Origin of the sequence: Streptomyces sp. NPDC004732, from assembly GCF_040609235.1 — a bacterium.
Taxonomy (GTDB): Bacteria; Actinomycetota; Actinomycetes; order Streptomycetales; family Streptomycetaceae; genus Streptomyces.
In genome coordinates, this window is sequence record NZ_JBEXJR010000007.1 from 491,436 (window position 1) to 516,945 (window position 25,510).

Genomic DNA, 25,510 nt, shown 5'->3' on the forward strand with positions numbered 1-25,510 from the left:
TCGGGAGGCGAAGGCGCACATGCGCAGAAGGACTCTGCTCGGCGGGGCGTTGGCGGCCCCCTTGCTCGCCGCCTGCTCCCAGGGGGGCGGCGGCACGGACAGCGGTGGCAGGACCACGCTCTCGTACGGGATGTGGGATCCGGCGCAGGTGCCGGGCATGGAGAAGGTCATCGCCGCGTTCCAGAAGCGGAACCCGGGCATCTCCGTGCGGATCCAGCTGACGCCCTGGGCGAGCTACTGGACCACGCTCAAGACGTCGATGCGCGGCGGCACGGCACCCGACGTGTTCTGGATGAACGCCGTCAACTTCCAGTTGTACGCGGCCAACGGCGTCCTCGAGCCGCTCTCCGGGCACGTCAAGGCCGACGCCACCCCCGTGGACCGCCACCCGGACGCCCTGGTGAAGCTCTACGCCTACCGGGGCACGCAGTACGGCCTGCCCAAGGACTTCGACACCATCGGCCTCTGGTACAACAAGCGGCTCTTCGACAAGGCGGGCATCAAGTACCCGGACGAGTCCTGGACCTGGGACGACGTGCGCGACGCGGCGGCCGAACTCACCGATCCCCGACAGCGCGTGCACGGCTTCGCCGCCGAGATGGACCGGCAGATCAAGTTCTATCCGACCATCTGCGGGGCCGACGGCTATGTCCTGGAGGACGGCCGTTCGGGCTTCGGCGACGAACGCTCCATCGAGGGGCTGCGCTTCCTCACCGACATGATCGACCGTGGCTGGTCGCCCCCGCAGAGCGCGATGGTCGAGTCCATCGGGCGCGTGCGCTACTGGTCGGAGAAGGTCGCCATGAACTACGACCTCTCCGCGATGGCCGGGCAGATGTACGCCGTACCCGCGCTCAAGGACCACGGCGGCATCGCCGTCCTGCCCAAGGGGCGGCGCAGGGCCACCATCATCCACGGCCTCGCGAACGTCATCTCCGCCAAGAGCGACAAGAAGGCGGCCGCCTGGAAGCTCGTGCATTTCATGGCGGGCCGAGAGGCCGCCGAGATCCAGGCTGCTGCGGGCGTCACCATCTCCTCGTACGAGGGGACGCAGGACGCCTGGATCAAGTCGATGCCGGAATTCGACCTCAAGCACTTCATCGAGATGGAGAAGTACGCGGTTCCCTACCCGAGCTCCAAGAACACCGCGGTCTGGGAGAACCTCCAATACCCGCTGCTAGGCGCCGCATTCAGCGGCAAGGGCGGCATCGAGAGCGCCGCCCGCACGCTGGGCGAGCAGATGGACCGGGCCCTGAAGGAGGAACGCGACTCATGAGTGTCTTTCCCGCGACGGCCGCCGCCAAGGCGGCCGGTCGCAGCCCGGCGTCCACGTCCGGCGCACGCCCGGGAGCCCGCAACCAACGCGCCGCCTACTGGTTCATCGCGCCGCTCGGTCTCGGCTTCGCCGTCTTCTACTTCTGGCCGCTGCTGCAGACCTTCTACTTCAGCTTCACCGAATTCGGCGCGTTCGGCGGCCACACCTTCATAGGCACCGACAACTACCTGCGCGTCGTCAAGGACGTCACCGTCTGGCAGGCGCTCGGCAACACCCTGATCTACAGCGTCATCGGGCTGACCGCACTTCCCGTCGCCATCGTCGTCGCGTCCCTCCTGAACCGGCGCGGACTGCGCGGCGTCTCCGTCTACCGCGCCCTGTACTTCCTGCCGTTCGTGACGCTGCCCGTCGCCGTCGGCCTCGTCTGGAACTGGCTCTACAACGGCGATTTCGGGCTCCTCAACGAAATGCTGAGCTGGTTCGGCATCGACCGCAACTACTGGGTCTCCGACCCCTCCACCGCCGTCTACGCGATCGGCACGGTGATGGTCTGGTCGACCACCGGCTACTACCTGGTCATCTTCATGGCGGGCGTCAAAGGAATTCCGCAGGACTACTACGAGGCCGCGGAGCTCGACGGGGCCGGGCCGCTGCGCCGGTTCTTCACCATCACGCTCCCGCTGCTCAGCCCCACCATCTTCTTCGCCTCCGTCATCTGCATGATCAACTCCCTGCAGACCTTCGACCTGATCTACATCATGATGGCCGAGAAGAATCCCGCGATCGGCGATACGCAGTCCGTCGTCGGCCTCTTCTACAAATGGGCCTTCATCGAGAACGCGCAGGGCGCCGCGGCCGCGCTCGCCTTCCTGCTGATGCTGGTCATCGCGGCCCTGACGTATCTCCAGTTCCGCATCCAGAAGAGGTGGGTGAACTATGCCTGACACGCCTGCCGCGCACACGCCTGTCGCCCCCGCCGCCCGAAAGCGCTTCAACGCCGGATCCGTGGTCACCCACGCCGTGCTCTCCCTCGGCGCGCTCGTGATGGTCTTCCCGTTCCTGTGGCAGCTGCTCACCGCGCTCAAGACCCTCGCGGAGACCTCACGGGTGCCGCCCACGTTCCTGCCCGACACCTGGAACTGGTCGAGTTTCGACGAGGTCTTCACCGCGCTGCCGTTCCGCGAAATGCTCACCAACAGCCTGATCAACACCGTCGGGCGCACTCTCGGCCAGCTCGTGTTCTGCTCGCTCGCCGCCTATGCGTTCGCGCGCATGCAATTCCGCGGCCGCAACGTCCTGTTCGCGCTCTTCCTGTCCGTCCTGATGGTGCCGAGTTCACTGCTCGTCCTGCCGCAGTACGACATCATCCAGTCGCTCGGCCTGCTCAACTCCACCCCCGCGCTCTTCCTGCCCGGCATGTTCAGCGCATTCGGCACCTTCATGCTCCGCCAGTTCTTCCTCACGCTCCCCAAGGAGCTGGAGGAGGCCGCCCGCATCGACGGCGCGGGCCCCTTCCGCATCTTCTGGTCGATCATGCTGCCGCTGATCCGGCCCGCCCTGGCCGCCCTCGCCGTCATCACGGCCATGTGGTCCTGGAACGACCTGCTGTGGCCGCTCGTCGTCAACACCGACCCCCAGGAAATGCCGATCAGCGCGGGGCTGACCTCCCTCAAGGGTCAGTACGAGACCAACTACCCGGTGATGATGGCCGGTTCGCTTATCGCGAGCCTGCCGATGCTGCTCGTCTACGTCTTCCTCCAGCGGTACTTCGTCCAGAGCGTCGCCCTGTCCGGCTCCAAGAGCTGACCCACCCCCCCAACGGAAGGCAGCGGTTCCCCTATGCCACCGCTTCACATCGGCCTGCTCGGCGCCGGCGGCATCGCCCGCGCCCATCTGCCCGGCTGGCTGGCGCTCGGCGCCCGGGTGAGCGTGCACACCGTCGACGGCTCGGCGGAGAAACTCGCCGCCGAGTACACCGAGCGCGGGCACGACGTCCGGTCCTTCGACCACCTCGACGACCTCCTCGCCGAAGCGAGCGCCGTCGACGTCTGCACCCCCACGCCCACCCACAAGGAACTCGCCCTCGCCGCCGTCGCCGCGGGCCGCCACGTCGTCTGCGAGAAGCCGCTCGCCCTCACCGCCCGCGACGCCGAGGAGATCGGGGCCGCCGCCGACGCGGCAGGCGTACGGCTGCACCCCGCCCACGTGGTGCGCTACTTCCCCGCGTACGCGGCCCTGCGGCAGGCCGTGACCCGCGGCGACCTCGGCGAACTCGCCGTCCTGCGCTTCACGCGCGGCGGCGCCAGGCCCCAGTGGGCCCCGTGGTTCGGCGACCCCGCCCTGTCCGGCGGCGTCATCATGGACCTGATGGTGCATGACATCGACATCGCCCGGTGGGTCGCGGGCGACGTGGTCCGCGTGCACGCACGGACCCGCGGCGTCGAGCACGCCACCGGCACCCCGCCCGAGGTCGTCACCGCGTCGGCCGTTCTCACCCACGCGTCGGGCGCCATCAGCCACATCAACGGCCTGTGGGGCCTGCCCGACCAGCAGTTCCGCACGACGTTCCGGGTCGCGGGAGCCGACGGCCTCCTGCACCACGACTCCACCGCGGTACCCGGCTTCCGGATCACCGCGCAGGGCGTGCGCGCCGCGAACGAGGGAATCCCGACCAGCCCCATGACCGAGAGCCCCTTCCTCACCGAACTCCGCGAGTTCGCCGCGTCCTGGCACGACGGCGGCCCCGCACCACGGGTGAGCACCCGCGACGGCATCGAAGCCGTGCGGATCGCCGAGGCCGCGGTGGAGTCGAGCCGCACCGGCCGCGTCATCGAGATCACCCACACCACCGAGAGCACTGAGAGCACCGAGATCGGGGAGGCAGCGCGATGAAGGTCGCCGTCCTGTCGTTCGCCCACGTCCACGCGGCGAGCTACCTCCGGCTGCTGTCGCGGATGCCCGGCATCGAAGTCCTCGGCAGCGATCCGGACACTGACCTCGCGGCGCCCGGCGAGGTGCGGGGCCGCGCGCTCGCCGACGCGGCGCAGGTCGCGTACGCGGACACGTACGAGGAAGCCTTCGCCTGGCGCCCGGACGCGGTGATCGTCTGCTCCGAGAACGCCCGGCACCGCCCCCTGGTCGAGCGCGCCGCCGCGCACGGCGCGGCCGTCCTGTGCGAGAAGCCCCTGGCGGCCACGGTCGAGGACGGCGAGGCGATGGTCGCGGCCTGCCGCGACGCCGGGGTGCGGCTCGCGGTCGCCTACCCGGTGCGCTTCAGCCCGGCCTACGCGGCCGTGAAGGCCGCCCTCGCCTCGGGCGACGTGGGCCGGGTCCTCGCGGTGTCCGGCGCGAACAACGGCTCCATGCCGACCCGCGACCGCCGCTGGTTCGCCGAACCCGCGCTCTCCGGCGGCGGCGCCCTCATGGACCACACCGTGCACATCGCCGACCTGCTCGACGACCTCTTCGGAGCGGCCAGGCCCGTCGAGGTCTACGCGCAGACCAACAATCTCCTGTACGCCGACGAGGTCGACGCCGAGACCAGCGGCCTGGTCAGCGTGACCTACTCCAACGGCGCCGTCGCCACCATCGACTGCAGCTGGTCGCACCCCCGCTCCCACAACTCCTGGGGCGGCCTGGAGCTCACCGTCGTCGGCGAGCGGGCCACCCTGGAGATGGACGCCTTCGACCAGAAGGTGCACGGATTCAGTGAACGCCGGGGGCAGGGCACGGAGTTGCCGTTCGGCGTCGACCTGGACGAGCGGATGCTGCAGGCCTTCCTGCACGGTCCCGGCGAGGACGGCATGGACGTCGCCGACGGTGCGGGCGGGCTGCGCACCCTGCGCGTCGTGGCGGCCGGGTACGCGTCGGCACGTGGTGGCGTGCCGGTGCCGGTCGACTGAGGGGTACCGGTCGACTGGGCGGTCACCGGGTCGGCCGGGCGGTCGCCGGGTCGGCCGGGCGGTCAGCGCCCTCCGACCTGGCCCGACTCCCAGGCCCACGCGGCGATCTCCACGCGGTTGCGCACCGCCAGCTTCGTCTGGATGTTGGCCAGATGGGTCTTGACGGTCGCCACGGAGATCCACAGCTCCTCGGCGATCTCCTGATTGGTCCGGCCCCGCGCGACGCGCCTCGCCACGTCGAGCTCGCGCTCCGAGAGCACCTCGGGCGCGGGCCCGACGGCCGCCGCGCCGCACTGCGGGCCGTGCCGGTCCGCCATGCGCTCCAGGAGCCGCAGCGTCACGGCGGGGGACACCAGCGCGTCGCCACGGGCGGCGGCGCGCACCGCCTCCACGAGCAGCCCTGGCCCGGCGTCCTTGAGCAGGAACCCGACCGCGCCACCGCGCAGCGCATCGTCCAGATAGTCGTCCTGGTCGAAGGTGGTGACGACCACGACGTGCAGCGGTTCGACGACGCCGGGACCGGCGAGCAGCCGGGTCACCTCAAGGCCGTTCAGCTTCGGCATCCGGACGTCGACGAGACACACGTCGGGCCGCAGCCGCCGGGCGAGCTCGACGCACTCGGCGCCGTCGCCCGCCTCGCCGACCACCTCGATGCCCGGCTGCGCGGACAGGATCAGCCGGAATCCCGTCCGCACCATTTCCTGGTCGTCGGCGATGAGGACGCGCACCTGGCTCGCGGGGCGGTGGTTCTGCGGCATTTCTTCCACGGAGAGAAGAGTAGGGCGGGCCGGGGCGCGCCTGCACGGACGGCCTGTGCCAGGGGCACTTCCGCACGCCCCCGTGATCACCACCGAGCGCCGCGGCGGGTCCGGGCGCGGGCCGGTGACCGGTGGCATGCTCCCTGGCGGACGGCAGTCCGCCGGTCGACCGCCCACCGGTCGACCGTCCGCCCAGCCAACGGGAGATCCTCATGCGCCTGCACCGCACCCTCGTCGCCGTCCTCGGCGCCCTCGCCCTCGCCACGGCTCTTCCGGCCTCCGCCTCCGCCGCGGGCGGCACACTGCACTACGTCAATGTCAACGGCGACGACTTCAGCACCGACAACCCGGTGAACGGCGAGTGCTTCCTGCTGATCTCGGGCGCCGTGCACGTGGACAACGGCACGGACACGACGGCCACCGTCTTCTCGGACCACGGCTGCGAGGATCCCCTCGGGCCCCCGCTCGCGCCCAGTACCGCGAGGGACTTCGGCCAGCCCGTGCCGCACAGCGTGATGTTCAACTAGCGGGCAGTGTGGCGCGCAGTCTCTGATGTTCAGCCAGCGGGCAGCGTGGCGCGCAGGCGCCAGCCGCCGTCCGGCAGCGGCCCCGCGTCCAGGTCGCCGCCGAGCGCCGCGACCCGCTCGCGCAGGCCGATCAGGCCGAGACCGCCGCGGCCGCCCGGCGGCGTCCGGTCCTTGGCGCGTTCGAGGGGAGCCGGGCCGTTGGACACCTCGACCACCAGCCGTCCCGCGTCCTCCGCCACGCGCACCCGGACGTCACCGGCGCCGGGCGCGTGCCGGGTGACATTGGTGAGCGCCTCCTGGACCACGCGGTGCACGGACGTCTCGACCTCGGGGGCGAGCGCGGCGGCGCGGACCTGCGCCGTGACCTCCAGGGTCGCGGCGTCGCCGTGGGCCGCCACCAGCGCGGCCAGTTCGGTGAGCAGATCGGCGGGCCGGGTCGTGGCGCCGGGCTCCGCGCGCAGGACGTGCACGAGGCGCCGCATCGATTCGAGCGTCTCCGTACCGGCCTTCTCGATCCCGGCGAGGAGCGGTTCGAGCTGCTCGGGAGAAGTCTCGCGGATGGCACGCGCGGCCTGCGCCTGGACGACGATCCCGGTCACGTGATGGGCGACGAAATCGTGCAGATCGCGGGCGATGCGGCGGCGCTCCTCCTCCTGCGTCGCGCTCACCGCGAGCGCCCGCCTGCCGTCCAAGGACCGCAGATAGCCGCCGAGCGCGAGCGCGCCGCCCGCCGCGACCGTGAGCATGAACGCGAAGGTCTCGGCCTCGGACTCGAAGCCGGTCCGTACGGGCGCCATCGCCACGGCGAGCGTGAGCAGCGCACACAGGACGTACCCGGCGGGCAGCCGGGCCGTCCGCGTGGTGACCGTGAGCAGGGCGAGCAGCGCGAAGGACTCCAGGAGCCCCCAGCTGCCCACCTGGACATGGCCGAGCGCCAGACCGAGCGTGAGCGCGCCGGAGACCAGCGCCGCCGCGGCGGCCCGCACCTCGACGCGGGGATTGCCCCGCACGAGCAGCACGGCGACGGCCAGTGGCCCGGAGACCAGGGGCAGCCAGGAACCGTCGGGCCGGCTCGACACCAGGTCGAGGAGCCACAGGAACACCACGGGGACGCCGAACAGCAGCGCCCTGGCCGGGCCGGGACGGGGGCCGGTGCGGGGGCTGGTGCCGGGTCCGCCGGGGCGGGGTCCTGGTCCGGCGGGCGCCGCGCCGGGCGGTGAGCGGTGATCATCCACGTACCGAATGTACGCATCAGGTCGCATCCCGTGGATCAGCCGAAAGCCTGACCGGGGCCCGCACGATCCACCGAAGGGGCGAGGCGCGCGAGGGGCCGGGGCGGCGAGCGTGGAGGCAGACACCCCGGCTCCGCGGAAGCGGACCCCGACGCCCAGGAGAGCGCGATCACCATGCCTCGCACCACGCACCGCCCGAACCCCCGCCGCCCCCGCGCGGCCCGCACGACGCTCTGCGCGCTGGGCGCCGCCGCCCTCGCCGCGGCCCTGACCGCCTGCGGCAGCGGCTCCAGCAACCCCTTCGACGACCACCAGGAGAAGTCGTCCTACAAGGACGGCGCCGCGGCGAAGAGCGACAGGAAGTCCGTGCCGCGCTGGCTGCCCGACGACGCCACCGACATCGATTACGTCATGTCGACCACCGGCGACGACCGGATCATCAAGTTCACGACGCCGGACGGCACCTTCCCCAAGCAGTGTGTCAAGGGCGAGCCGCAGGGCAAGCCACGCCTGAAGGCCGACTGGTTCCCCTCGGACGTCGCGTCGAAGGCGGACATGAACTGCGGCACGTGGTCCGGTGCCCGGGTGGACGGGACGCTCTACGCCTGGCAGGACAAGGACGTCGCGATGAAGGCCCGGGGCTGATGGGGACACGTGCGCGAGCGGCCATGGCGGCCGTGACGGCGGGCGCCGCCCTCCTCTCGCTGGCCGCCTGCTCGTCGGCCGGGCGGGGGAGCGGGGACGGTGGTGCCGCCGGGAAGCGTGCCGCCGAGCGGCCCCAGCGCATCACGTGGCAGGCCTGCCCGGCCGACGCCACGGAGGGCGCGCCCAAGGGCGCCGAGTGCGGCACCGTGCGCGTGCCCGTCGACTGGGCGGCACCGGACGGCGAGCGGCTCGACGTCGCGGTGGTGCGGCGCAAGGCGACCCGGCCCGGCCAGCGCATCGGCACCCTGATGTTCCTGCCCGGTGGACCCGGCAACTCCGGTGTCCAGAACGTCGCGCAGACCAAGGAGTGGGGCGGCGCCGAACGCCGCTTCGACATCGTCAGCTTCGACCCGCGCGGCACCGGCCTCAGCGGCCCGGTGTCGTGCCCGGCCGGACCCATGACCGAGATGATCACGGACAAGCGGCCCGTCACGACCCCCGGCGACTTCCGGCGGATGAAGAAGCGCGCCACCGCCCTGGCGGCGGAGTGCGCCCGTACGTCGGGAGCGGTGGCCCCGCACACCGAAGCGGGCAGCGTCAGCCGCGACATGGACGTCATCCGCGCCGCGCTCGGCGAGGACCGGATTTCCCTCTACGGACACTCGTACGGCACGGTCTACGGCCAGCGCTATGCCGTCGAGCACGGCGACCGGGTGCGGGCCGCCGTGCTCGACGGCGTCATGGACCCCGCGATCGGCCGCCGCGCCTTCGGCGTCACCGGGGCGAAGGCGCTGGAGGGGGCCTTCGACGAGTTCGCGCGCTGGTGCGGGCGCTCGCGCGACTGCGCACTGGGGGAGCGGGACGCCTGGCGGGTGTACGAGGGCCTCGCCGACCGGGCCACCGAAGGGAAGCTGCGCAACGGCGGCAAGGACGTGCCGCTCGCGGAGCTCAACGGCACGATCGACGCGATGCTCCTCACCCCGTCCTGGCCTGCCGTCGCCCAGTACCTGGAAGCCCTGGACACCGGGCGGCCGTGGGAGACGGACGAGGGCGACGAAGGGCCGCCGGACGAGCCGACGCTGCCCGGCGCCGACCTGTCCGTCTGCGCCGACCTGAACCTGCGCGCCCCGGACGCCGCCACCCACCTCGCCGACCAGCGCGCCGCCCGCGCGGCGGCACCCCGCTTCGGCTACTCCCCGAACACCGTCTCGTACGCCAACCTCTGCCAGGGCCTGCCCGCCCCCGAGGCCGCAGCGACGAAGCCGGTCAGGACGGACACGCCGCTGCTTCTGATCGGCGCCCGTCACGACAACGCCACCCCGCTGGACTGGGCGCGCTCGGTGCAGCGGCGGCTCGGGGACCGGGCTGCGCTCGTCGAGGTGAAGGGCTGGGGCCATGCCGTGAAGATCTTCAACGGCGGCGCCGAGCGGGACACGATCATGCGCTATCTCACGGACCTGGACGTGCCGAAGCCGGGGACTGTCGTCGAAGGAGGCATGCCACCAGGAGCCTAGACCTGCGGCGCAGCCGGTCTGAGACCGGAGTCGGATCCGGAACGGATCCGCCGGGTATTAGCGTGGACGGGACAGATCGACCGAACAGGATCCGAGGTGCCCGGCCCATGCCAAGCCGCAGCGAGAGCCGTACCCAGCTCATCGAGTCACTCATGGAGCGGTTCCCGCACGTGCCGCGGGAAGCCGTGATCAAGGAGGATCTGCTGCGCGGCGGCATCGCCTTCGACGAGTCGGCGCTCAGCGACAACGAGAAGGGCGAGGTCAAGCCGAAGTCGTACTTCATCTTCTCCTTCGACCACGGCACGCTCCCCGAACTGGGCGCCGCCGCGCTGCGCCGCCCGCCGGAGGAGATCGTCCTCACCGGCGGCCCGTACGAGCTGCGCCGCACCGTCGTCTCCGTGCGGGTGAACCCTTCCTCGCCCTACCGGGTCGCCGCCGACGACAACGGCGTGCTCGGTCTGTACCTGGACGGGGCGCGGATCTCCGACGTCGGCCTGCCCCCGATGCCGGACTACTACCGGCACACGCTGGAGAACGGCAAGTCCGTGATGGAGGTGGCGCCCACCATCCAGTGGGGCTACCTCATCTACCTGACGGTCTTCCGGGTCTGCCAGTACTTCGGCGCCAAGGAGGAGTGCCAGTACTGCGACATCAACCACAACTGGCGCCAGCAGAAGGCGGCGGGGCGTCCCTACACGGGCGTGAAGCCGATGGACGAGGTCCTCGAAGCCCTCGCGATCATCGACAAGTACGACACCGCGAAGACCTCCACCGCGTACACGCTCACCGGCGGCGCCATCACCTCGAAGCTCCAGGGCAAGGACGAGGCCGACTTCTACGGCCAGTACGCGAAGGCCATCGAGGAGCGCTTCCCCGGCCGCTGGATCGGCAAGGTCGTCGCCCAGGCCCTGCCCAAGGAGGACGTCCAGCGCTTCCACGACTACGGCGTGCGGATCTACCACCCCAACTACGAGGTGTGGGACCCGTACCTGTTCGAGCGGTACTGCCCCGGCAAGGAGCGCTACGTCGGACGTGACGAGTGGCACCGCCGCATCCTTGACTCCGCCGAGGTGTTCGGGCCGCGCAATGTGATCCCCAACTTCGTCGCGGGCGTCGAGATGGCCGAGCCGTTCGGCTTCAAGACGGTCGACGAGGCGATCGACTCCACCGTCGAGGGCCTGCAGTACTTCATGTCGCGCGGCATCACGCCCCGCTTCACCACCTGGTGCCCGGAGCCCACGACCCCGCTCGGCAAGGCGAACCCGCAAGGCGCGCCGCTGGAGTACCACGTGCGGCTCCTGGAGGCCTACCGCGCCACGATGGAGGCCAACGGCCTCTCCTCGCCCCCCGGCTACGGCCCCGCGGGCCCCGGCAACGCGGTCTTCTCGGTCAGCTCGTTCATGGACAGCCTGCCCGCGGAGGCGGCCGCCCCGGAGGACGCGGTAATCCCGGCGACGCCTCAGTAGCCCCGTGTTACGGTCGGGGCGGGTCACGAGTTCCAGTGTCAAGCCCCGGCTCGCTGGACGGCACCCCGCTCCGTCGCGGGTGCCCCGGGTGACGACCCGCCCCGTGCGACGTGCACGGGGAACGGCGGATCACCGGGGTCGGCGACACCGGGGTCCACGACTCCGGAGGCGCACCATGACGCACCCGTACGGCACCCGCGAGCACGACGACCAGGAGCTCGACACCTGTGACGTGCTCCTCTCCTCGCACGACGTCCGCGACGACGGTCTGATCGTCCTCCATGTGCTCGGTCCGACCCGGGGCGTCCCCGCCACCGCGTGGACCCACGACCCGGAGCGGCTGCGCCGCCTCCTGCGGGAGCACAAGGGACCGGCCCAGTGGCAGCCCCGGGGAAACCGGCTGCGGCTGAGCCGCGCCACCGTGGGCACGACGCTCGTACGCGTGGCCGAGCCCCCTCGCCGCTGACGAAGATCACCGGTTCGTAGGATGACGGCGTGATCCGGACGCGGGCGATCCCCGCGTCCGGGCGGCGCGACAGTCAGCCACCCAGAGCCGGAGGTCCCCCGTGCAGCACCACCCCGTCACCGTCGTCACCGGCGGCAGCCGCGGTATCGGCGCCGCTGTCAGCGCCCGTCTCGCCGAGGACGGCCACGACGTCGTCATCGGCTACCGCTCGAACGCGGCCGCCGCCGAGGAAGCCGCCGATGCGGTCCGCAAGGCCGGGCGCCGCTGCGTCACCGTCGAGGTCGACACCGCCGACGAGGCCGACGTCGACCGCCTCTTCGACACCGCGGCCGAGCTCGGCCCGGTCACCGGCCTGGTCAACAACGCCGGGGTGGGCGGCCCCGTCGGGCCCCTCGCCGACGCCGACGCCGACGGCATGCGCCGGGCGCTCGAAGTGAACGTACTCGGATATCTGCTCTGCGCCCGGCGCGCGGTGCGGGACATGAAGGCCAACGGCGGCGGCGCGATCGTCAACGTCTCCTCCGCGGCAGCCACCCTCGGCGCCCCCGGCGAGTACGTCCACTACGCCGCCGCCAAGGGCGCCGTCGACACAATGACGGTCGGCCTGTCCAAGGAGGTCGCCGGGGACGGCATCCGCGTCAACGCCGTCGCCCCGGGCGTCATCTGGACCGAGTTCCACGCCGACCCCGAGCGTCCCGCGAAGCTCGCGGCGGGCATTCCGCTGGGGCGTGCGGGGCAGCCTTCGGAGATCGCGGCGGCCGTCGCCTGGCTGCTCTCGGACGAGGCCTCGTACGCGACGGGCACCGTGCTGAGGGTCGCGGGCGGACGCTGACGCTCCGGGGTCGGCCGCTCGTACGATTGGCGCATGATCAGCGGAGCGGTCGACCTCGCGCAAGACGTCCTCATCCGGCCCGTGGCGCTCGGCGACGCGGCGGCGCTCGCCCGTGCCTACCGCCGCAACCGCGACCACCTCGACCCCTGGGACCCGGATCGGCCCGCCGCCTTCTACACCAAGGAAGGGCAGGTCGAGCGGGTCCAGGTGCAGCTGGCGGACAGACGCGCGGGCCGGTCGGCGCACTGGGTGCTCGTGAGCGGCGCCGAGATCGTCGGCCACGCGGCCGTGTCGAACATCGTGCTCGGCCCGGCCCGCAGCGGAAACCTCGGCTACTGGATCGACGCGGAGCACGTGGGCCGCGGCCTCGCCTCGGCGGCCGCGCGGCACGTCTGCGAGGCCGCGGACACCCAACTCGGCCTGCACCGCGTCGAGGCGGGCACCCTCCTGCACAACACCGCGTCGCAGCGCGTGCTCACGAAGTGCGGCTTCGAGGAGTACGGGCTCGCGCCGTCCTTCCTCTACATCAACGGCGCCTGGCGCGACCACCGGCTCTTCCAGAAGATCCTCAACGACCGTCCCCTGTAAGGCGGTCGGTCCCTTGACGCCCTCCTGGCCCCTGTAGCAGGCTTCCGCGGTGATCACCTATGAGGCGGATCCGGCGCGACGGCCTGTGCTCGCCGTCGACCAGGGCACGTCCGGGACCAAGGCTCTCGTGGTCTGCCCGGAGCGCGGCGTGATCGGATCGGGCACGGCCCCGGTGCACCCCCGTTTCCTCCCCGGTGGGCTGGTCGAGGTCGACCCCGCCGAGCTGTTCACGTCCGTCGTCGACGCGGGCCGCGCGGCGCTGGCGGATGCGGGTGAACCGGTCGTTGCCGTCGGCCTCGCCAACCAGGGCGAGACGGTGCTCGCCTGGGACCCGGCGACCGGGCGGCCCCTCACCGACGCCCTCGTGTGGCAGGACCGCAGGGCGGCATCGGTCTGTACCGAACTCGCCGAGCACGCAGAGGAGTTGAGAGACCTCACCGGGCTGCCGCTCGACCCCTACTTCGCCGCGCCCAAGATGGCGTGGATACGTCGCCACCGCACCCGGCACGGCGTGGTCACGACCAGCGACGCCTGGCTCGTCCACCGCCTCACCGGCGCCTATGTCACCGACGCCGCGACGGCGGGCCGCACCCAGCTCCTCGACCTCGACACCGTCGAGTGGTCACCACGGGCCCTCGACCTCTACGGGCTCGCCGACGAGCACCTGCCCCGGGTCGTCGACGCGGCGGGAGAGTACGGCACGACCACCGCGTTCGGCCCCGAGATCCCCCTCACCGGCCTCCTCGTCGACCAGCAGGCCGCCCTGCTCGCCCAGGACGTGACCGCGCCGGGCAGCGCCAAGTGCACGTACGGGACAGGGGCGTTCCTGCTCGCCCAGACCGGCCCGCGTCCGCGCCGCGGGGACTCCGGGCTTGTCAGCTGCGTCGCCTGGCGCCTCGCGGGCCGGACCAGCTACTGCCTCGACGGGCAGGTCTATACGGCCGCGTCCGCCGTCCGCTGGCTCACCGGCCTCGGCGTGATCGCGGGCGCCGAGGACCTCGACCCCGTGGGCTCGGCCGTCCCCGACGCCGGGGGCGTCACCTTCGTGCCCGCGCTCGCCGGTCTCGCGGCGCCCTGGTGGCGCGGCGACCTGCGCGGCTCGATCACCGGCCTCGGCCTCGACACCACCCCGGGCCACCTGGTGCGCGCCCTGTGCGAGGGCATCGCCGCGCAGGTCGCCGCGCTCGCCGATGCCGTGGCCGCCGACCTGGGGGAGCCCCTGACGAGCCTGCGCGTCGACGGCGGCCTGACCCGCTCGGCCCTGCTCATGCAGACCCAGGCGGACCTCCTCCAACTCCCCGTCGAGGTATCGGCGTTGCCCGACGTCACCGCGCTCGGCGCGGCCGCCGTCGCCCGCATCGGCCTCGACCCCGCCCTCACGGTCGCCGAAGCCGTCCCCGAGTGGCGGCCCGCCGCCGTCTACGAACCGCGCATCGGCGCGGACCTCGCGGCCGAACGCCTCGCCGCTTTCCGCTCGGCGGTGGCGGCGCTCCTGGAACGTACGCCCTGATGGCGGTGGTCAGGCGTGGCGCGCTGCCGGACGTGACGTACGACGTGACCGTCATCGGCGCGGGAGTCGTCGGCGCGGCCGTCGCGCGCGAACTGGCCCGGTATCCAGGGCTGCGCGTCGCGCTCGTCGAGGCCGCCGACGACGTCGGCGAAGGCACGTCGAAGGCGAACACGGCGATCCTGCACACCGGATTCGACGCGGTACCCGGCTCCCTGGAGGCCCGCCTGGTCCGCGAGGGGCAGCGGTTGCTCCTCGCGTACGCCGCCGAGTCCGGGATCCCCGTCGAGCCGGTCGGCGCGCTCCTCGTCGCCTGGGACGCCGCACAACTCGCTGCGCTGCCCGGCCTGTTGGCGAAGGCGGAGCGCAACGGCTATGACGCGGCACGCGTCATCGGCCCCACCGAGGTCCGGGCGCGCGAGCCGCACCTCGGCCCCGGCGCCCTCGGCGCGCTCGACGTCCCCGGCGAGAGCATCATCTGCCCCTGGACCACCACCCTCGCGTACGCCACCCAGGCTGTGCGCGCAGGAGTGGACCTCCTCCTCAACTGCCGTGTGGAGAAGGCCGATCCGACGGGCGACCCGCACCTCCTGACGACCAGCCGCGGCACCCTGCGGACCCGTCACCTGGTCAACGCCGCCGGTCTGCACGCCGACACCGTCGACCGGCTGCTCGGCCACGACGACTTCACCGTCACCCCGCGCCGGGGCCAGCTCATCGTCTACGACAAGTTCGCCCGCGACCTGGTGCGGCACATCCTGCTGCCCGTCCCCACGGCGCTCGGCAAGGGTGTCCTCGTGGCCCCGACCGTGTACGGAAACATTCTTCTCGGGCCCACCGCCGAGGAGTTGGACGACAAGGCGGCCACCGGGTCGACGGCCGAGGGCATCGCGGCGCTGCGCGAGCAGGGCCGCCGGATCCTCCCCGAGCTGCTCGACGAGGAGGTCACCGCGGTCTACGCGGGACTCCGCGCCGCCACCGAACATGACGACTACCGCATCAGCGCCCACAAGGAACAGCGCTACGTCACCGTCGGCGGCATCCGCTCCACCGGCCTCACCGCTTCCCTGGCCATCGCCGCCCATGTCACGGAGCTCCTCGCCGGAAACGGCCTGGACCTCGCAGGACCCCGCGATCTGGAGACGATTTCCATGCCGAACCTCGGCGAGGCCTTCCCCCGCCCCTACCAGCGCGCCGACCTCATCGCGGCCGACCCTGCGTACGGTGCCGTCGTCTGCCACTGCGAGCGCGTGACGCGCGGCGAGATCCGCGACGCCCTCGCAGCCACGATCCCGCCCGGCTCCCCGGACGGCCTGCGGCGCCGCACCCGGGCGCGGAGCGGACGCTGCCAGGGCTTCTACTGCGGTGCCGAGGTGCGGGAACTCTACGAACGGGGTGCGGAAATGGGTACCGGATGAGGCGGGAGCGCATCGTCGACGTGCTGGTCGTCGGCGCGGGGCCCGCGGGTCTCGCCACGGCGGCCGGGCTTGCCGCGTCGGGCGTGGGCGAGGTCGAGGTGGTGGACCGGGAGCGGCAGGCGGGCGGCATACCGCGGCACTGTCTGCACGGCGGCTTCGGACGCCTCGGGATGACGGGGCCGCAGTACGCGGAGCGCTGTGTGGCGGCGGCCGTCGGCACCGGCGCCGTGCTGCGGACCGGCGTCAGCGTGACCGCGTGGTCGGCGCCGCTCACCGTGGACGCCACGAGCACCCGCGGCCTGGAGCGCATCACCGCCCGCGCGGTCGTCCTCGCCACGGGCGCCCGCGAACGCCCGCGCACCGCACGCCTGGTGCCCGGCACCCGGCCCGCGGGGGTGTACACCACGGGCGAGCTCCAGCAGGCCGCCGACCTCCACCGGCAGCGGATCGGGACGCGTGCCGTCGTGGTCGGCGCGGAACCGGCGAGCTTCACCGCCCTGGACACCCTGCGGCGCGCCGGGGTCGCCGTCGCCGCGCTGGTCACCGAGCACCCGCGGCACCAGGCGCGGCCTGCCCGCGCCCTCGACGCGCGGCTGCGGCACGGCGTGCCCCTGCTCACCGACGCCACCGTGGTCGAACTCCTCGGCCGCGGCAGGCTCTCCGGGGTCGGGCTCCGGCACCGGGACGGCAGGACGGCACACGTCGCCTGCGACACCGTCGTGTTCACCGGGGACTTCGTCCCCGACCACGAACTGGCCCGGCGCGCCGGTCTCCTGCTGGACCCCGGCACGCGCGGCCCCGCGGTCGACGGCGCCTTCCGCACGGACGGGCGCGGCGTCTTCGCGGTGGGCAACGTGCTGCACGCGGCCGAACCGGCACGCACGGTGGCGCGCGAGGGGAGGATGGCGGCGGATGCGGTCCGGCGCTACCTCTCCGACGGGGACTGGCCCTCGGCGGCGGTGCGGCTGCGGGTCGCCGCCCCGCTCGCCTGGATCGCCCCGAACCGTCTGACGCCGGACGAGCCCGCGGCGGGCTTCACTCTCCGCACGACCGAGTTCGTCGCGCGTCCGACGCTGGTGATCACGCAGGACGGCAGGACCCTGCACCGCACCCGCACGCGCCGCCCGGCCGTCCCGAACCGGCCGTTCCGGGTGCCCGGGGGCTGGACGGCACGGGTGGACGTCAGGGGCGGCGCGGTCCGGATCGCCCTGGCCTGACGACCCTCGGCGCGGCGGGAGGCGCCGACCGGCCGACTGCCTAGACCCTCTTCAGGTCCCTCTTCCCTTGGCCCCCGCCTCCCGCATAGACTCCAAAACTAGCAGCGCTAATTTACGCGCTGGCTCAGCTGCCCGGCCACCAGCCACCCAGCTGCGCAGCGTGACCCGCAGAACCGAAGCAGCGTGACCCGCAGAACGATCCGGAGCCGTATCGTGTGCACCGTCCACTTCGCCGCCGCCCGCCGCACCCCCATCGGCAAACTCCGCGGCGCCCTCTCCTCCGTCCGCCCCGACGACCTCGCAGCGGGCGTCGTGCGGGGACTCCTCGCCGACATCCCCCAGCTCGATCCCGCCCGGATCGACGACATCTACTGGGGCGCCGCCAACCAGGCGGGCGAGGACAACCGCAACGTAGCGAGGATGGCCGCCCTCCTCGCGGGGCTCCCCGATTCCGTGCCCGGCGCCACCGTGAACCGGCTCTGCGCCTCCGGCCTGGAAGCCGTCACGACCGCCGCGCGCACCATCGCCGCCGGGGAGGCGGACATCGTTCTCGCGGGCGGCTCCGAATCGATGAGCCGCGCCCCCTTCGTGCTGCCCCGCCCCGACGAGGCACTGCCGCACCGCATGGAGACCGCGGACACCCGCCTCGGCTGGCGCCTCACGAACCCGAGGATGAAGGACCTGCACGGCGTCCTCGCGATGGGCGAGACCGCCGAGGAGGTCGCCGGGCGGTATGGAGTCTCGCGCGAACGCCAGGACACCTTCGCGCTCCGCAGCCACCAGCGCGCGGCCGCCGCCCGCAAGGACGGCCACTTCGACGACGAACTCCTCCCCGTCACGCGGCCGGACGGCATCGTCGTCGACACGGACGAGTGCGTGCGCGAGGACACCTCGTACGAGAAGCTCAGCGGCCTGCGACCCGTCTTCCGCAAGGACGGCACCGTCACCGCGGGCAACGCGTCGCCGATGAACGACGGCGCGGCGGGGCTGCTGCTCGTCAGCGAGGAGGCCCTGAACGAGCTCGGCCTCGAATCCCTCGGGCGGTACACGGCCGGGGCCTCGGCGGGCGTCCACCCCGACGTCATGGGCATCGGCCCCGTCCCCGCCACGCGCAAGGTGCTCGCCCGCGTCGGCTGGCACATCGACGACCTCCAGGAGGCCGAGTTCAACGAGGCGTTCGCGGCCCAGGCGCTCGCCTGCGTCGATGCCCTCGGCATCGATCCGGAACTGGTCAACCCGTCCGGCGGGGCGATCGCACTGGGCCACCCGCTCGGCTGCTCCGGCGCCCGCATCCTCACCACCCTGCTGCACCGGATGCGCCGCACGGGCGCCACGCGCGGCCTCGCCACCATGTGTGTGGGCGTCGGGCAGGGCAGCGCACTCCTGGTCGAGCGAGACTGACGGCGGTCATCGCTGCTGGGGCCGCGACCGAGGGAGGCGGGTGCGTGCCGTTTCTCCCCGGAAGCGGCCGAACCGGCGACAGCCCGCCGCCCTCTACGAAGGGGGCGGGGGTCGTGCGCCGCCGTCAAGACCAGTCCGCCCCACCGCAAGCCGCAAGCTGCAAGCCCCTCGGAAACGGAGCCTCCTCCCTCATGGCCACGCTCTCCCTTGCCGCGATCCTCGCCGAGCCCGCCCGCCGCCACCCCGACCGCACCGCCCTCGTCGAGGGCGAACTGCGCCTCACGTTCAAGGACCTGTGGTGCGAGGCGCGTGCCCAGGGCGCAGCCCTCGCGAAGCTCGGTGTGCGGCCGGGCGACCGAGTGGCCCTGATGGCGCCCAACACCGCCGAGTTCCCGAAGGCCTACTACGCCATCCTCGCCGCGGGCGGCGTCGTCGTCCCCGTCCACCTGCTGCTCTCCGCGGAAGAGGTCGAGCACGTCCTGCGGGACAGCGGCGCCACCCTGCTCCTCTGCCACCCCGCCCAGGCGCCGACCGGCGCGGCGGCCGCCGAAGCGACCGACGTGCGCATGGTGCGGCTCGGCGCCGAGGGCGAGCTGGAGGCCCTGGCGGGCGCCACCGAGCCCCTCACCACCTACGTCACGCGCGACGCCGACGACCCGGCCGTCGTCTTCTACACCAGCGGCACCACGGGCGTCCCCAAGGGCGCCGTGCTCAGCCACTTCAACCTGGTCATGAACGCGACGGTCAATGCCTTCGACGCCAACGACGTCCGCCCCGACGACACCGCCCTCGGCGCGCTGCCGCTCTTCCACGCCTTCGGCCAGACCGTCTCCATGAACTCGACCTGGCGGGCGGGCGCCACCCTCGTCCTCCTCCCGCGCTTCGACGCCGCGCGGGCCATCGAGCTGATGGTCACGGAGAACGTCAACACCTTCCACGGCGTCCCCACCATGTACGTGGGCCTGGTGGCCGCGGCCGAGGCCGCGGAGCGGCTGCCCAAGCTGCGGATCTGCATCTCCGGCGGCGCCTCGCTGCCCGTCGCCGTACTCGAACGCTTCGAGAAGGCCTTCGGCACGCCCGTGTACGAGGGGTACGGGCTCTCCGAGACCTCCCCGACCGCCTCCGTCAACCAGCCCGACTTCGGCACCAAGGCAGGCAGCATCGGCCACCCGCTCTGGGGCGTCGACGTGGAGATCGCCCGCGCCGATGTCGACGACCGCGTCGAACTGCTGCCCACCGGCGAGCTCGGCGAGGTCGTCATCCGAGGCCACAACGTCTTCTCCGGCTACCTCGGGCGCCCCGAGGCGACCGCCGAGGCACTGGTCGACGGCTGGTTCCGCAGCGGCGACCTCGGCACCAAGGACGCCGACGGCTTCCTCGCCATCGTCGACCGCAAGAAGGACGTCATCATCCGCGGCGGCTTCAACGTCTACCCGCGCGAGGTCGAAGAGGTCCTGATGCGCCACCCGTCCGTCGCCCAGACCGCCGTGATCGGCCTGCCCGACCCGGTGCACGGCGAGGAGATCTGCGCGGTCGTCGTCGCGGCGGCCGACGCCACGCCCGAGCTGGCCGAGACGATCATCGAGTGGTCCAAGGAGCACCTCGGCCGCCACAAGTACCCGCGCCTGGTGGAATTCACCGACGAACTCCCGCTCGGCCCGAGCATGAAGGTGCTCAAGCGGGAACTGCGCGCCCACTACGGCGCGTAGGAGCGGCATGGGCTGGGACCTCTCGGCAGCACAGTTCGCCGCGCTGGCCGTGGCGGCACTGCTCGTCGGCTTCTCGAAGACGGCCGTCAGCGGGGCGAACACCATCAGCCTCGCGGTGTTCGCCGCTGTGCTGCCCGCCCGCGCGTCCACCGGAGTCCTGCTCCCCATCCTGATCGCGGGCGACGTCCTCGCCGTGCTCACCTACCGCAGGCACGCCCACTGGCCCACCCTCTGGCGACTGTTCCCCGCCGTCGCCGGGGGAGTGGTCGCGGGCACGGTCTTCCTGATGTGGGCGGACGACGCCGTGATGCGTACGTCGATCGGGGCGATCCTCCTGCTCATGGCGGGCGTCACCATCGCGCGCCGCCGCAGGTCGCCGGCCCGCCCGGACCAGGAGGGCGCGGTGGGCTCACGAGGGAGCCGCCTCAAAGCGCCCTCCTACGGCATCCTGGGCGGCTTCACCACCATGGTCGCCAACGCGGGCGGACCGGTGATGTCGATGTATCTGCTTTCGGCGGGCTTCCGCAAGCTGGGCTTCCTGGGCACGTCCGCGTGGTTCTTCCTCATCGTCAACACGTCCAAGGTGCCCTTCAGCGTGAGCCTCGGGCTGATCGACGCCCGGTCGCTGCTCCTGGACGCGGCCCTGGTGCTCTTCGTGGTACCGGGCGCGATCCTCGGCAAGTACACGGTGCACCACATCAACCAGCGGCTCTTCGAGCAGCTGGTGATCGGCGCGACCGTGCTCGGCGGCCTGCAACTGCTCCTGCGCTGAGCAACAGGCACCGTGCCTTGACCGTGTTCAGCGCCCGGAGACCCGGGCCCCCGCCGTCTCCGGTGAGAGCCCCTGCTCCAGATCCTCCGCGAGCAGCCGCTTGGCGATGACGTCGACCGCCGCGGCGAGTTCCTTGTCCGCGGGCCGCCCGATGTCCTTCCTGACCTCCTCGCCCAGCCAGGAGGCCCACGCCTTGGAGATCACCTCCGCCTCGCGCTCCCCGGCGGGTGTGTGCGAGAAGTACGTGCCCGTACGGGTCAGATACCCCTCTTCGACCATCCGGTCGAAGACGGGCACCAGGACCTCGGGCGGAATCCTGCGCCGGGCGGCGATCAGCCCAAGACTTGCGTGCCCGACCATTCGGGTGAACAGCGAGACCTGCATGACCGCCCAGGCGCCCGCGATGTCGAGGCGGGTGTCGGAGTCCCGGATGATCCCGCGCGCGGTGGACATGCCGACGTTACGAATGATGGCGGCGACGCCCCGCTCCAGCACGTGCCCGGAGTCGCCGCTGCTCGGCTGCGCGAAGCCCTCGCCCATGTCCGGGGCGCCCATGCGCGCGCTGTCGCGCAGCTCGACCTGCTTGAGGAAGAGCGCCACCACGAACCCGAGCAGCGCCACCGGAACCGTCCACAGGAAGACGGTGTGCAGGCTGTCCGCGTAGGCCTTGACGATGGGCGCGGCAGCGGCGGCCGGTAGCTCGTGCAGCCCGCCGGGGTTCTGTGCCGCCTTGCCGATGGCGACCGGATCACCACTGCTGGCCCGCGCGGCCGCGGCGACCCCGTCCTTGAGGTTCGGCGCCAGCGTATTGGCGTAGATCGTGCCGAAAACCGCCGTGCCGAACGAGCTGCCCAGCGTACGGAAGAAGGTGACGCCCGACGTGGCCGTGCCCAGATCCGCGTACGCGACGGTGTTCTGCACGGCGATCGTCAGGACCTGCATGCACAGACCGATGCCGGTGCCGAGCACGAACATGTACAGCGACTCCAGCCATGTGCTGGTGGCGCTGCCCATCAGCGAGAGCAGATACAGCCCGAGCGCCATGACCAGCGCTCCCACGATCGGGAAGACCTTGTAGATACCGGTCTTGCTGACGACGTTGCCGCTGAAGATGGACGCGATGAGCAGCCCGACCACCATGGGCAGCGTCCGCACGCCCGAGATGGTGGCGGAGTCCCCGTCGACGTACTGCAGATAGGTCGGCAGGAACGTCATCGCGCCGAGCATCGCGAAGCCCACGATGAAGCTGAGGATCGAGCAGACCGTGAAGACCGGGTTGGCGAACAGCCGCATCGGCAGCATCGGTTCCGCGGCCCTCGTCTCGACGACGCAGAACAGCGCCAGCGCGACGAGACCGCCGACGAAGAGACCGATGATCGTCGGCGACCCCCACGCGTACTGGTTGCCGCCCCAACTCGTTCCAAGGATCAGGGCGCTCGCGCCCACGGCGACGAGCGCGATGCCGAGATAGTCGATGACCGGCCGCACCGCCGACTTCACGACGGGAATGGTCCGGGCGGCCGCGAGAACCACGACGATCGCGATGGGTACGTTGACGTAGAACGCCCAGCGCCAGCTCAGGTGATCCGTGAAGAGCCCGCCGAGCAGCGGCCCGATCACGGTGGACACGCCGAAGACGGCGCCGATGGCGCCCTGGTACTTGCCGCGCTCGCGCAGCGGGATGACATCCGCGATCAGCGCCATGGACGTGACCATCAGGCCGCCCGCGCCGATGCCCTGCATCGCCCGCCAGGCGATGAGCAGCGTCATGTTCGTCGACAGGCCGCACAGGAAGGAGCCGGTGATGAAGATGACCGCCGAGACCTGGAAGACGACCTTTCGCCCGAACAGGTCACCGAACTTGCCGACGAGGACCGTGGCGACGGTCTCCGCGAGCAGATACGACGTGACGACCCACGACATGTGCTCGGCCCCGCCCAGATCCGACACGATCGTCGGCAGCGCGGTGCCGACGATGGTCTGGTCGAGGGCGGCGAGCAGCATGCCCAGCATGATCGTCACGAAGACGACGTTCCGTCGCCGCCGGTCGAGAACGGGCGGCGCCTGGGCCTCGGCGGGAGCGGGCACGGCCGCGGCCGACTGATCGGTGGTGGTCACACGGCCACCCTCACACCGGGGCGGGGGGTGTGCATGTGGGGTGAGGCCGGTTCGGTGACGGCGGGGGTGGGCAGTGCCTCCATTTCCACCCCGGGGCGCCTCCTCCTACCCGCTCGCCCCACCCCGCAGCCGCGGCGCGTGAGTGGCCGCGTCCACCGCGATCCCCTCCCGCTCGAGGACCTCGGCCAACGCCTCCGCCCACGTCACCAGTTCGCCGACCCCCATCCCGTACGGCCGCTCCTGCCTGGCCCGCGCGCTCCAGTCGGCAACGGCCCCGGCCCCGCGCAACAGCAGCCGCGCCCCGCCCGTGGTGTTGCCGCGGGCCGAATGCGTGAGCCCGACGGCAAGCTGCGCGAGCCCCTTCCACAGGCCGCGCTCCTCCTCGGGCCCCGACTTCCACGCGTCCTCGAAGACCTCGTGCGCGTGGAAGGGCTGCCCGGCGTCGAGCAGCGCCTGCGCCTCGCGCACGGACTCCTCGGGCGTACGCACGACACCCTCCGGCTGCCGCGGCACCCCGTCGGAGCCGTAGGGCAACGGCCGCCCGAGCCCGTCACGGGGCCGCTGGTTGCGGGCCCGTCCTTCCTCGTCACGATCGCGCTCGCGGCCACTGTCGTCCGGTCCAGGTGCAGAGCTCATACGGCGATTGTCGCGCGTCCCTGACGGCGGTCACCGCAGGACGGAGCACCCTTCGGTGTGGGGTAGAGTTCTACCTGTGATCACGCGGAACACACACCGCAACGAACACACCGGGACGTGGCGCAGCTTGGTAGCGCACTTGACTGGGGGTCAAGGGGTCGCAGGTTCAAATCCTGTCGTCCCGACGGAAACGTCGCAGGTAGGGGCCATCTTCGGATGGCCCCTATTTCGTGTTTGGGAGCGATTCTGGGAGCGGGAAGCTGCTCCCTGTGCTCCCAGGGAGCATTTCCGCTGACTGGTCTGGTGTATGAGGCAAGGGGCCCCGCCATTCGCCCCGTTGTCCGAATACTCGTCAAGGGCTGTGCTCCCACTCGACCCCTTGATGGCTTTCACCGACCCTATGTCTGTGTGAACTCCATGTCTTGGTGCACACATCATCCAGAGGTTGAACGCTGGGGTCGGATGTCCTGGTGCCGCGTGGTGCGGGCCGACCGTGTCGGGATCCGTGCAGCTCCAGCCAGTGGTCAGTGGTTCGCCTTCGCGGCCCTCCACGATGCCCGGCGTCGCAAAGCGGAGGGCACGTCCGCGAGCCAGTCGCGGGCGGAGGCTTCGGGGGACCTGGCACGCCGGGTGTCTCAGTCGGGACTGAGCGATCAAGTCGCTCAGCGTGCCATCGTGAGTGCGGCATCGATCATCCCGCTATCGAACGGATCCCCGCACAGGACCCAATTGTCGTGGTTGGTGTCGCGGCGTACCCGATCACGCCCGTCGACGTGGGGCGGGCTCTTCCATTCCTGATCGACGAGGTCGCAGGCTCGGGCGGTGGGGGGGGGAAGCGGGCAGGCGTCAGGCGGTGCGCGACATTCGCCCCCCAGACACGGCAGATTGCATTTTCCGACGAGTTCATCATCCGAGGGCTCATCCCCGTCGCGGCCGACCAGCGCGGCAGCAGACCACCCGCTTTAGACCGCGAGGCGTACAAGCAGTGCAACACCGTCGAACGGTGCATCAACTGCTCGAAGCAATGGCGCTGCCTGGCCACGCGATACGACAAGACCGCAATCATCTACCTCGCGTAAATCCACCTCGCCGGTGTCGCCCTTGACTTCGACGACGACATCGCTCTCTGAGCAGTGCAGACCACCTGTTCACGTCGGCGGCCGGGAATCGGCCTAGTCGCACCGCTGACGCGCGTTTACCGTGCGCCTATGGATGAGCTGCGCACACGCAAGTACGAGCGGTGGTTCCGTGCCGCAGACGTCGACGGCGACAGCGCGCCAACGCGGCAGGACGTCGTCACGATGAGCGAACGCTACGTCCAGGCCAGGGGCATCGCCCCAGACACTCCTCAGGCACGGCAGATGTACGAGATCATGCACGGGTTCTCGGAGTCCGTGATCGCCCCCGCCGACGCCGACAAGGACGACAGGGTGACCTTTCTTCGACCTCGCCGACGTCGACGGTGCGATCAGCCGCACCGAGTTCACACACATCTTCGGAAGCACCGGACGGGCCACCGACGACGA

22 protein-coding genes, 1 tRNA gene, 1 pseudogene and 1 riboswitch are annotated in these 25,510 nt (G+C 71.7%); of the genes and pseudogenes, 20 read left to right on the forward strand and 4 right to left on the reverse strand.

The features are described from left to right. Positions 1-19: 19 nt before the first annotated feature. Genes ABZV77_RS23260 through ABZV77_RS23280 form a run of 5 tightly spaced genes read left to right on the forward strand, consistent with a single transcriptional unit; the run spans position 20 to position 5,178 of the window. A complete protein-coding gene (locus tag ABZV77_RS23260; protein ID WP_356259915.1) occupies positions 20-1,276 on the forward strand; it encodes a sugar ABC transporter substrate-binding protein in 1,257 nt (418 codons plus the stop codon). After that, positions 1,273-2,220 (forward strand): sugar ABC transporter permease, encoded by a 948-nt coding sequence (locus tag ABZV77_RS23265; protein WP_356259917.1) that lies wholly within the window; start codon positions 1,273-1,275, stop codon positions 2,218-2,220. The genes ABZV77_RS23260 and ABZV77_RS23265 overlap by 4 nt, the downstream gene beginning before the upstream one ends. Then, the gene (locus ABZV77_RS23270) at positions 2,213-3,082 is read left to right on the forward strand and encodes a carbohydrate ABC transporter permease (RefSeq protein WP_356259920.1); all 870 of its coding nucleotides are present in this window, start codon (positions 2,213-2,215) and stop codon (positions 3,080-3,082) included. The genes ABZV77_RS23265 and ABZV77_RS23270 overlap by 8 nt, the downstream gene beginning before the upstream one ends. A 33-nt stretch (positions 3,083-3,115) precedes the next feature. Further along, on the forward strand, positions 3,116-4,168 hold the full coding sequence (locus ABZV77_RS23275) for a Gfo/Idh/MocA family oxidoreductase (protein WP_356259922.1): 1,053 nt from the start codon (positions 3,116-3,118) through the stop codon (positions 4,166-4,168). Then, positions 4,165-5,178 (forward strand): Gfo/Idh/MocA family oxidoreductase, encoded by a 1,014-nt coding sequence (locus ABZV77_RS23280; protein ID WP_356259925.1) that lies wholly within the window; start codon positions 4,165-4,167, stop codon positions 5,176-5,178. The genes ABZV77_RS23275 and ABZV77_RS23280 overlap by 4 nt, the downstream gene beginning before the upstream one ends. 62 nt (positions 5,179-5,240) lie before the next feature. On the opposite strand, the gene ABZV77_RS23285 is transcribed toward ABZV77_RS23280, so the two are convergent. Next, on the reverse strand, positions 5,241-5,936 hold the full coding sequence (locus ABZV77_RS23285; protein WP_356260233.1) for a response regulator transcription factor: 696 nt from the start codon (positions 5,934-5,936) through the stop codon (positions 5,241-5,243). Positions 5,937-6,148: 212 nt separating this feature from the next. Between ABZV77_RS23285 and ABZV77_RS23290 the strand changes: the two genes are divergently transcribed. After that, the gene (locus tag ABZV77_RS23290) at positions 6,149-6,463 is read left to right on the forward strand and encodes a hypothetical protein (protein ID WP_356259928.1); all 315 of its coding nucleotides are present in this window, start codon (positions 6,149-6,151) and stop codon (positions 6,461-6,463) included. 29 nt (positions 6,464-6,492) lie between these two features. Here ABZV77_RS23290 and ABZV77_RS23295 read toward each other — a convergent pair whose 3' ends face one another. Continuing rightward, positions 6,493-7,698: a histidine kinase gene (locus ABZV77_RS23295; protein WP_356259931.1), complete on the reverse strand. Its 1,206-nt coding sequence runs from the start codon at positions 7,696-7,698 to the stop codon at positions 6,493-6,495. Between the two features lie 171 nt (positions 7,699-7,869). Between ABZV77_RS23295 and ABZV77_RS23300 the strand changes: the two genes are divergently transcribed. From ABZV77_RS23300 to ABZV77_RS23355, 12 genes are all read left to right on the forward strand, one after another. Further along, complete coding sequence (locus tag ABZV77_RS23300) at positions 7,870-8,340, forward strand: hypothetical protein (protein ID WP_356259934.1); 471 nt, start codon at positions 7,870-7,872, stop codon at positions 8,338-8,340. Further along, positions 8,340-9,854 (forward strand): alpha/beta fold hydrolase, encoded by a 1,515-nt coding sequence (locus ABZV77_RS23305; protein WP_356259937.1) that lies wholly within the window; start codon positions 8,340-8,342, stop codon positions 9,852-9,854. Before ABZV77_RS23300 ends, ABZV77_RS23305 begins: the two co-directional genes overlap by 1 nt. Before the next feature lie 107 nt (positions 9,855-9,961). Continuing rightward, positions 9,962-11,320: a radical SAM protein gene (locus ABZV77_RS23310; RefSeq protein ID WP_356259940.1), complete on the forward strand. Its 1,359-nt coding sequence runs from the start codon at positions 9,962-9,964 to the stop codon at positions 11,318-11,320. A gap of 21 nt (positions 11,321-11,341) precedes the next feature. Next, positions 11,342-11,451: riboswitch (SAM riboswitch) on the forward strand. Positions 11,452-11,495: 44 nt separating this feature from the next. Further along, entirely contained in the window at positions 11,496-11,786 is a 291-nt protein-coding gene (locus tag ABZV77_RS23315) for a hypothetical protein (protein ID WP_356259943.1), read from the forward strand. Positions 11,787-11,886: 100 nt separating this feature from the next. Continuing rightward, entirely contained in the window at positions 11,887-12,618 is a 732-nt protein-coding gene (locus ABZV77_RS23320) for an SDR family oxidoreductase (RefSeq protein ID WP_356259945.1), read from the forward strand. A gap of 33 nt (positions 12,619-12,651) precedes the next feature. Beyond that, on the forward strand, positions 12,652-13,206 hold the full coding sequence (locus tag ABZV77_RS23325) for a GNAT family protein (protein ID WP_356259948.1): 555 nt from the start codon (positions 12,652-12,654) through the stop codon (positions 13,204-13,206). Positions 13,207-13,255: 49 nt separating this feature from the next. Next, on the forward strand, positions 13,256-14,716 hold the full coding sequence (locus tag ABZV77_RS23330) for an FGGY family carbohydrate kinase (protein ID WP_356259951.1): 1,461 nt from the start codon (positions 13,256-13,258) through the stop codon (positions 14,714-14,716). Then, positions 14,716-16,131 (forward strand): FAD-dependent oxidoreductase, encoded by a 1,416-nt coding sequence (locus tag ABZV77_RS23335; protein ID WP_356259954.1) that lies wholly within the window; start codon positions 14,716-14,718, stop codon positions 16,129-16,131. Before ABZV77_RS23330 ends, ABZV77_RS23335 begins: the two co-directional genes overlap by 1 nt. Beyond that, positions 16,128-17,348 carry an FAD-dependent oxidoreductase gene (locus ABZV77_RS23340; RefSeq protein ID WP_356259957.1) on the forward strand — a complete coding sequence of 407 codons (1,221 nt, stop codon included), beginning with the start codon at positions 16,128-16,130 and terminating at the stop codon, positions 17,346-17,348. The genes ABZV77_RS23335 and ABZV77_RS23340 overlap by 4 nt, the downstream gene beginning before the upstream one ends. Positions 17,349-17,561: 213 nt before the next feature. Further along, positions 17,562-18,749: a thiolase family protein gene (locus ABZV77_RS23345; RefSeq protein ID WP_356260236.1), complete on the forward strand. Its 1,188-nt coding sequence runs from the start codon at positions 17,562-17,564 to the stop codon at positions 18,747-18,749. Between the two features lie 191 nt (positions 18,750-18,940). After that, positions 18,941-20,458: a long-chain fatty acid--CoA ligase gene (locus ABZV77_RS23350; RefSeq protein WP_356259960.1), complete on the forward strand. Its 1,518-nt coding sequence runs from the start codon at positions 18,941-18,943 to the stop codon at positions 20,456-20,458. A 7-nt stretch (positions 20,459-20,465) separates the two neighbouring features. Further along, on the forward strand, positions 20,466-21,230 hold the full coding sequence (locus tag ABZV77_RS23355; protein ID WP_356259963.1) for a sulfite exporter TauE/SafE family protein: 765 nt from the start codon (positions 20,466-20,468) through the stop codon (positions 21,228-21,230). Positions 21,231-21,257: 27 nt separating this feature from the next. On the opposite strand, the gene ABZV77_RS23360 is transcribed toward ABZV77_RS23355, so the two are convergent. Together ABZV77_RS23360 and ABZV77_RS23365 are read right to left on the reverse strand one after the other, a co-directional pair. After that, positions 21,258-23,348: an MDR family MFS transporter gene (locus tag ABZV77_RS23360; protein WP_356259966.1), complete on the reverse strand. Its 2,091-nt coding sequence runs from the start codon at positions 23,346-23,348 to the stop codon at positions 21,258-21,260. A 105-nt stretch (positions 23,349-23,453) separates the two neighbouring features. Continuing rightward, the gene (locus ABZV77_RS23365) at positions 23,454-23,984 is read right to left on the reverse strand and encodes a DUF309 domain-containing protein (RefSeq protein ID WP_356259969.1); all 531 of its coding nucleotides are present in this window, start codon (positions 23,982-23,984) and stop codon (positions 23,454-23,456) included. Between the two features lie 111 nt (positions 23,985-24,095). On the opposite strand from ABZV77_RS23365, the gene ABZV77_RS23370 reads away from it, so the two are divergent. After that, positions 24,096-24,169: transfer RNA gene (locus tag ABZV77_RS23370), tRNA-Pro, on the forward strand. A 759-nt stretch (positions 24,170-24,928) separates the two neighbouring features. After that, positions 24,929-25,060, forward strand: a pseudogene (locus ABZV77_RS23375) (IS5/IS1182 family transposase); the annotation flags it as partial. Positions 25,061-25,510 lie beyond the last annotated feature (450 nt).

Excerpts from the sequence above, each read along its gene's own strand:
- ABZV77_RS23260 (WP_356259915.1), top strand. The coding sequence starts at position 20 with ATGCGCAGAAGGACTCTGCTCGGCGGGGCGTTGGCGGCCCCCTTGCTC.
- ABZV77_RS23265 (WP_356259917.1), top strand. The coding sequence starts at position 1,273 with ATGAGTGTCTTTCCCGCGACGGCCGCCGCCAAGGCGGCCGGTCGCAGC.
- ABZV77_RS23270 (WP_356259920.1), top strand. The coding sequence starts at position 2,213 with ATGCCTGACACGCCTGCCGCGCACACGCCTGTCGCCCCCGCCGCCCGA.
- ABZV77_RS23275 (WP_356259922.1), top strand. The coding sequence starts at position 3,116 with ATGCCACCGCTTCACATCGGCCTGCTCGGCGCCGGCGGCATCGCCCGC.
- ABZV77_RS23280 (WP_356259925.1), top strand. The coding sequence starts at position 4,165 with ATGAAGGTCGCCGTCCTGTCGTTCGCCCACGTCCACGCGGCGAGCTAC.
- ABZV77_RS23285 (WP_356260233.1), bottom strand. The coding sequence starts at position 5,936 with ATGCCGCAGAACCACCGCCCCGCGAGCCAGGTGCGCGTCCTCATCGCC.
- ABZV77_RS23290 (WP_356259928.1), top strand. The coding sequence starts at position 6,149 with ATGCGCCTGCACCGCACCCTCGTCGCCGTCCTCGGCGCCCTCGCCCTC.
- ABZV77_RS23300 (WP_356259934.1), top strand. The coding sequence starts at position 7,870 with ATGCCTCGCACCACGCACCGCCCGAACCCCCGCCGCCCCCGCGCGGCC.
- ABZV77_RS23305 (WP_356259937.1), top strand. The coding sequence starts at position 8,340 with ATGGGGACACGTGCGCGAGCGGCCATGGCGGCCGTGACGGCGGGCGCC.
- ABZV77_RS23310 (WP_356259940.1), top strand. The coding sequence starts at position 9,962 with ATGCCAAGCCGCAGCGAGAGCCGTACCCAGCTCATCGAGTCACTCATG.
- ABZV77_RS23315 (WP_356259943.1), top strand. The coding sequence starts at position 11,496 with ATGACGCACCCGTACGGCACCCGCGAGCACGACGACCAGGAGCTCGAC.
- ABZV77_RS23325 (WP_356259948.1), top strand. The coding sequence starts at position 12,652 with ATGATCAGCGGAGCGGTCGACCTCGCGCAAGACGTCCTCATCCGGCCC.
- ABZV77_RS23335 (WP_356259954.1), top strand. The coding sequence starts at position 14,716 with ATGGCGGTGGTCAGGCGTGGCGCGCTGCCGGACGTGACGTACGACGTG.
- ABZV77_RS23340 (WP_356259957.1), top strand. The coding sequence starts at position 16,128 with ATGAGGCGGGAGCGCATCGTCGACGTGCTGGTCGTCGGCGCGGGGCCC.
- ABZV77_RS23350 (WP_356259960.1), top strand. The coding sequence starts at position 18,941 with ATGGCCACGCTCTCCCTTGCCGCGATCCTCGCCGAGCCCGCCCGCCGC.
- ABZV77_RS23355 (WP_356259963.1), top strand. The coding sequence starts at position 20,466 with ATGGGCTGGGACCTCTCGGCAGCACAGTTCGCCGCGCTGGCCGTGGCG.
- ABZV77_RS23365 (WP_356259969.1), bottom strand. The coding sequence starts at position 23,984 with ATGAGCTCTGCACCTGGACCGGACGACAGTGGCCGCGAGCGCGATCGT.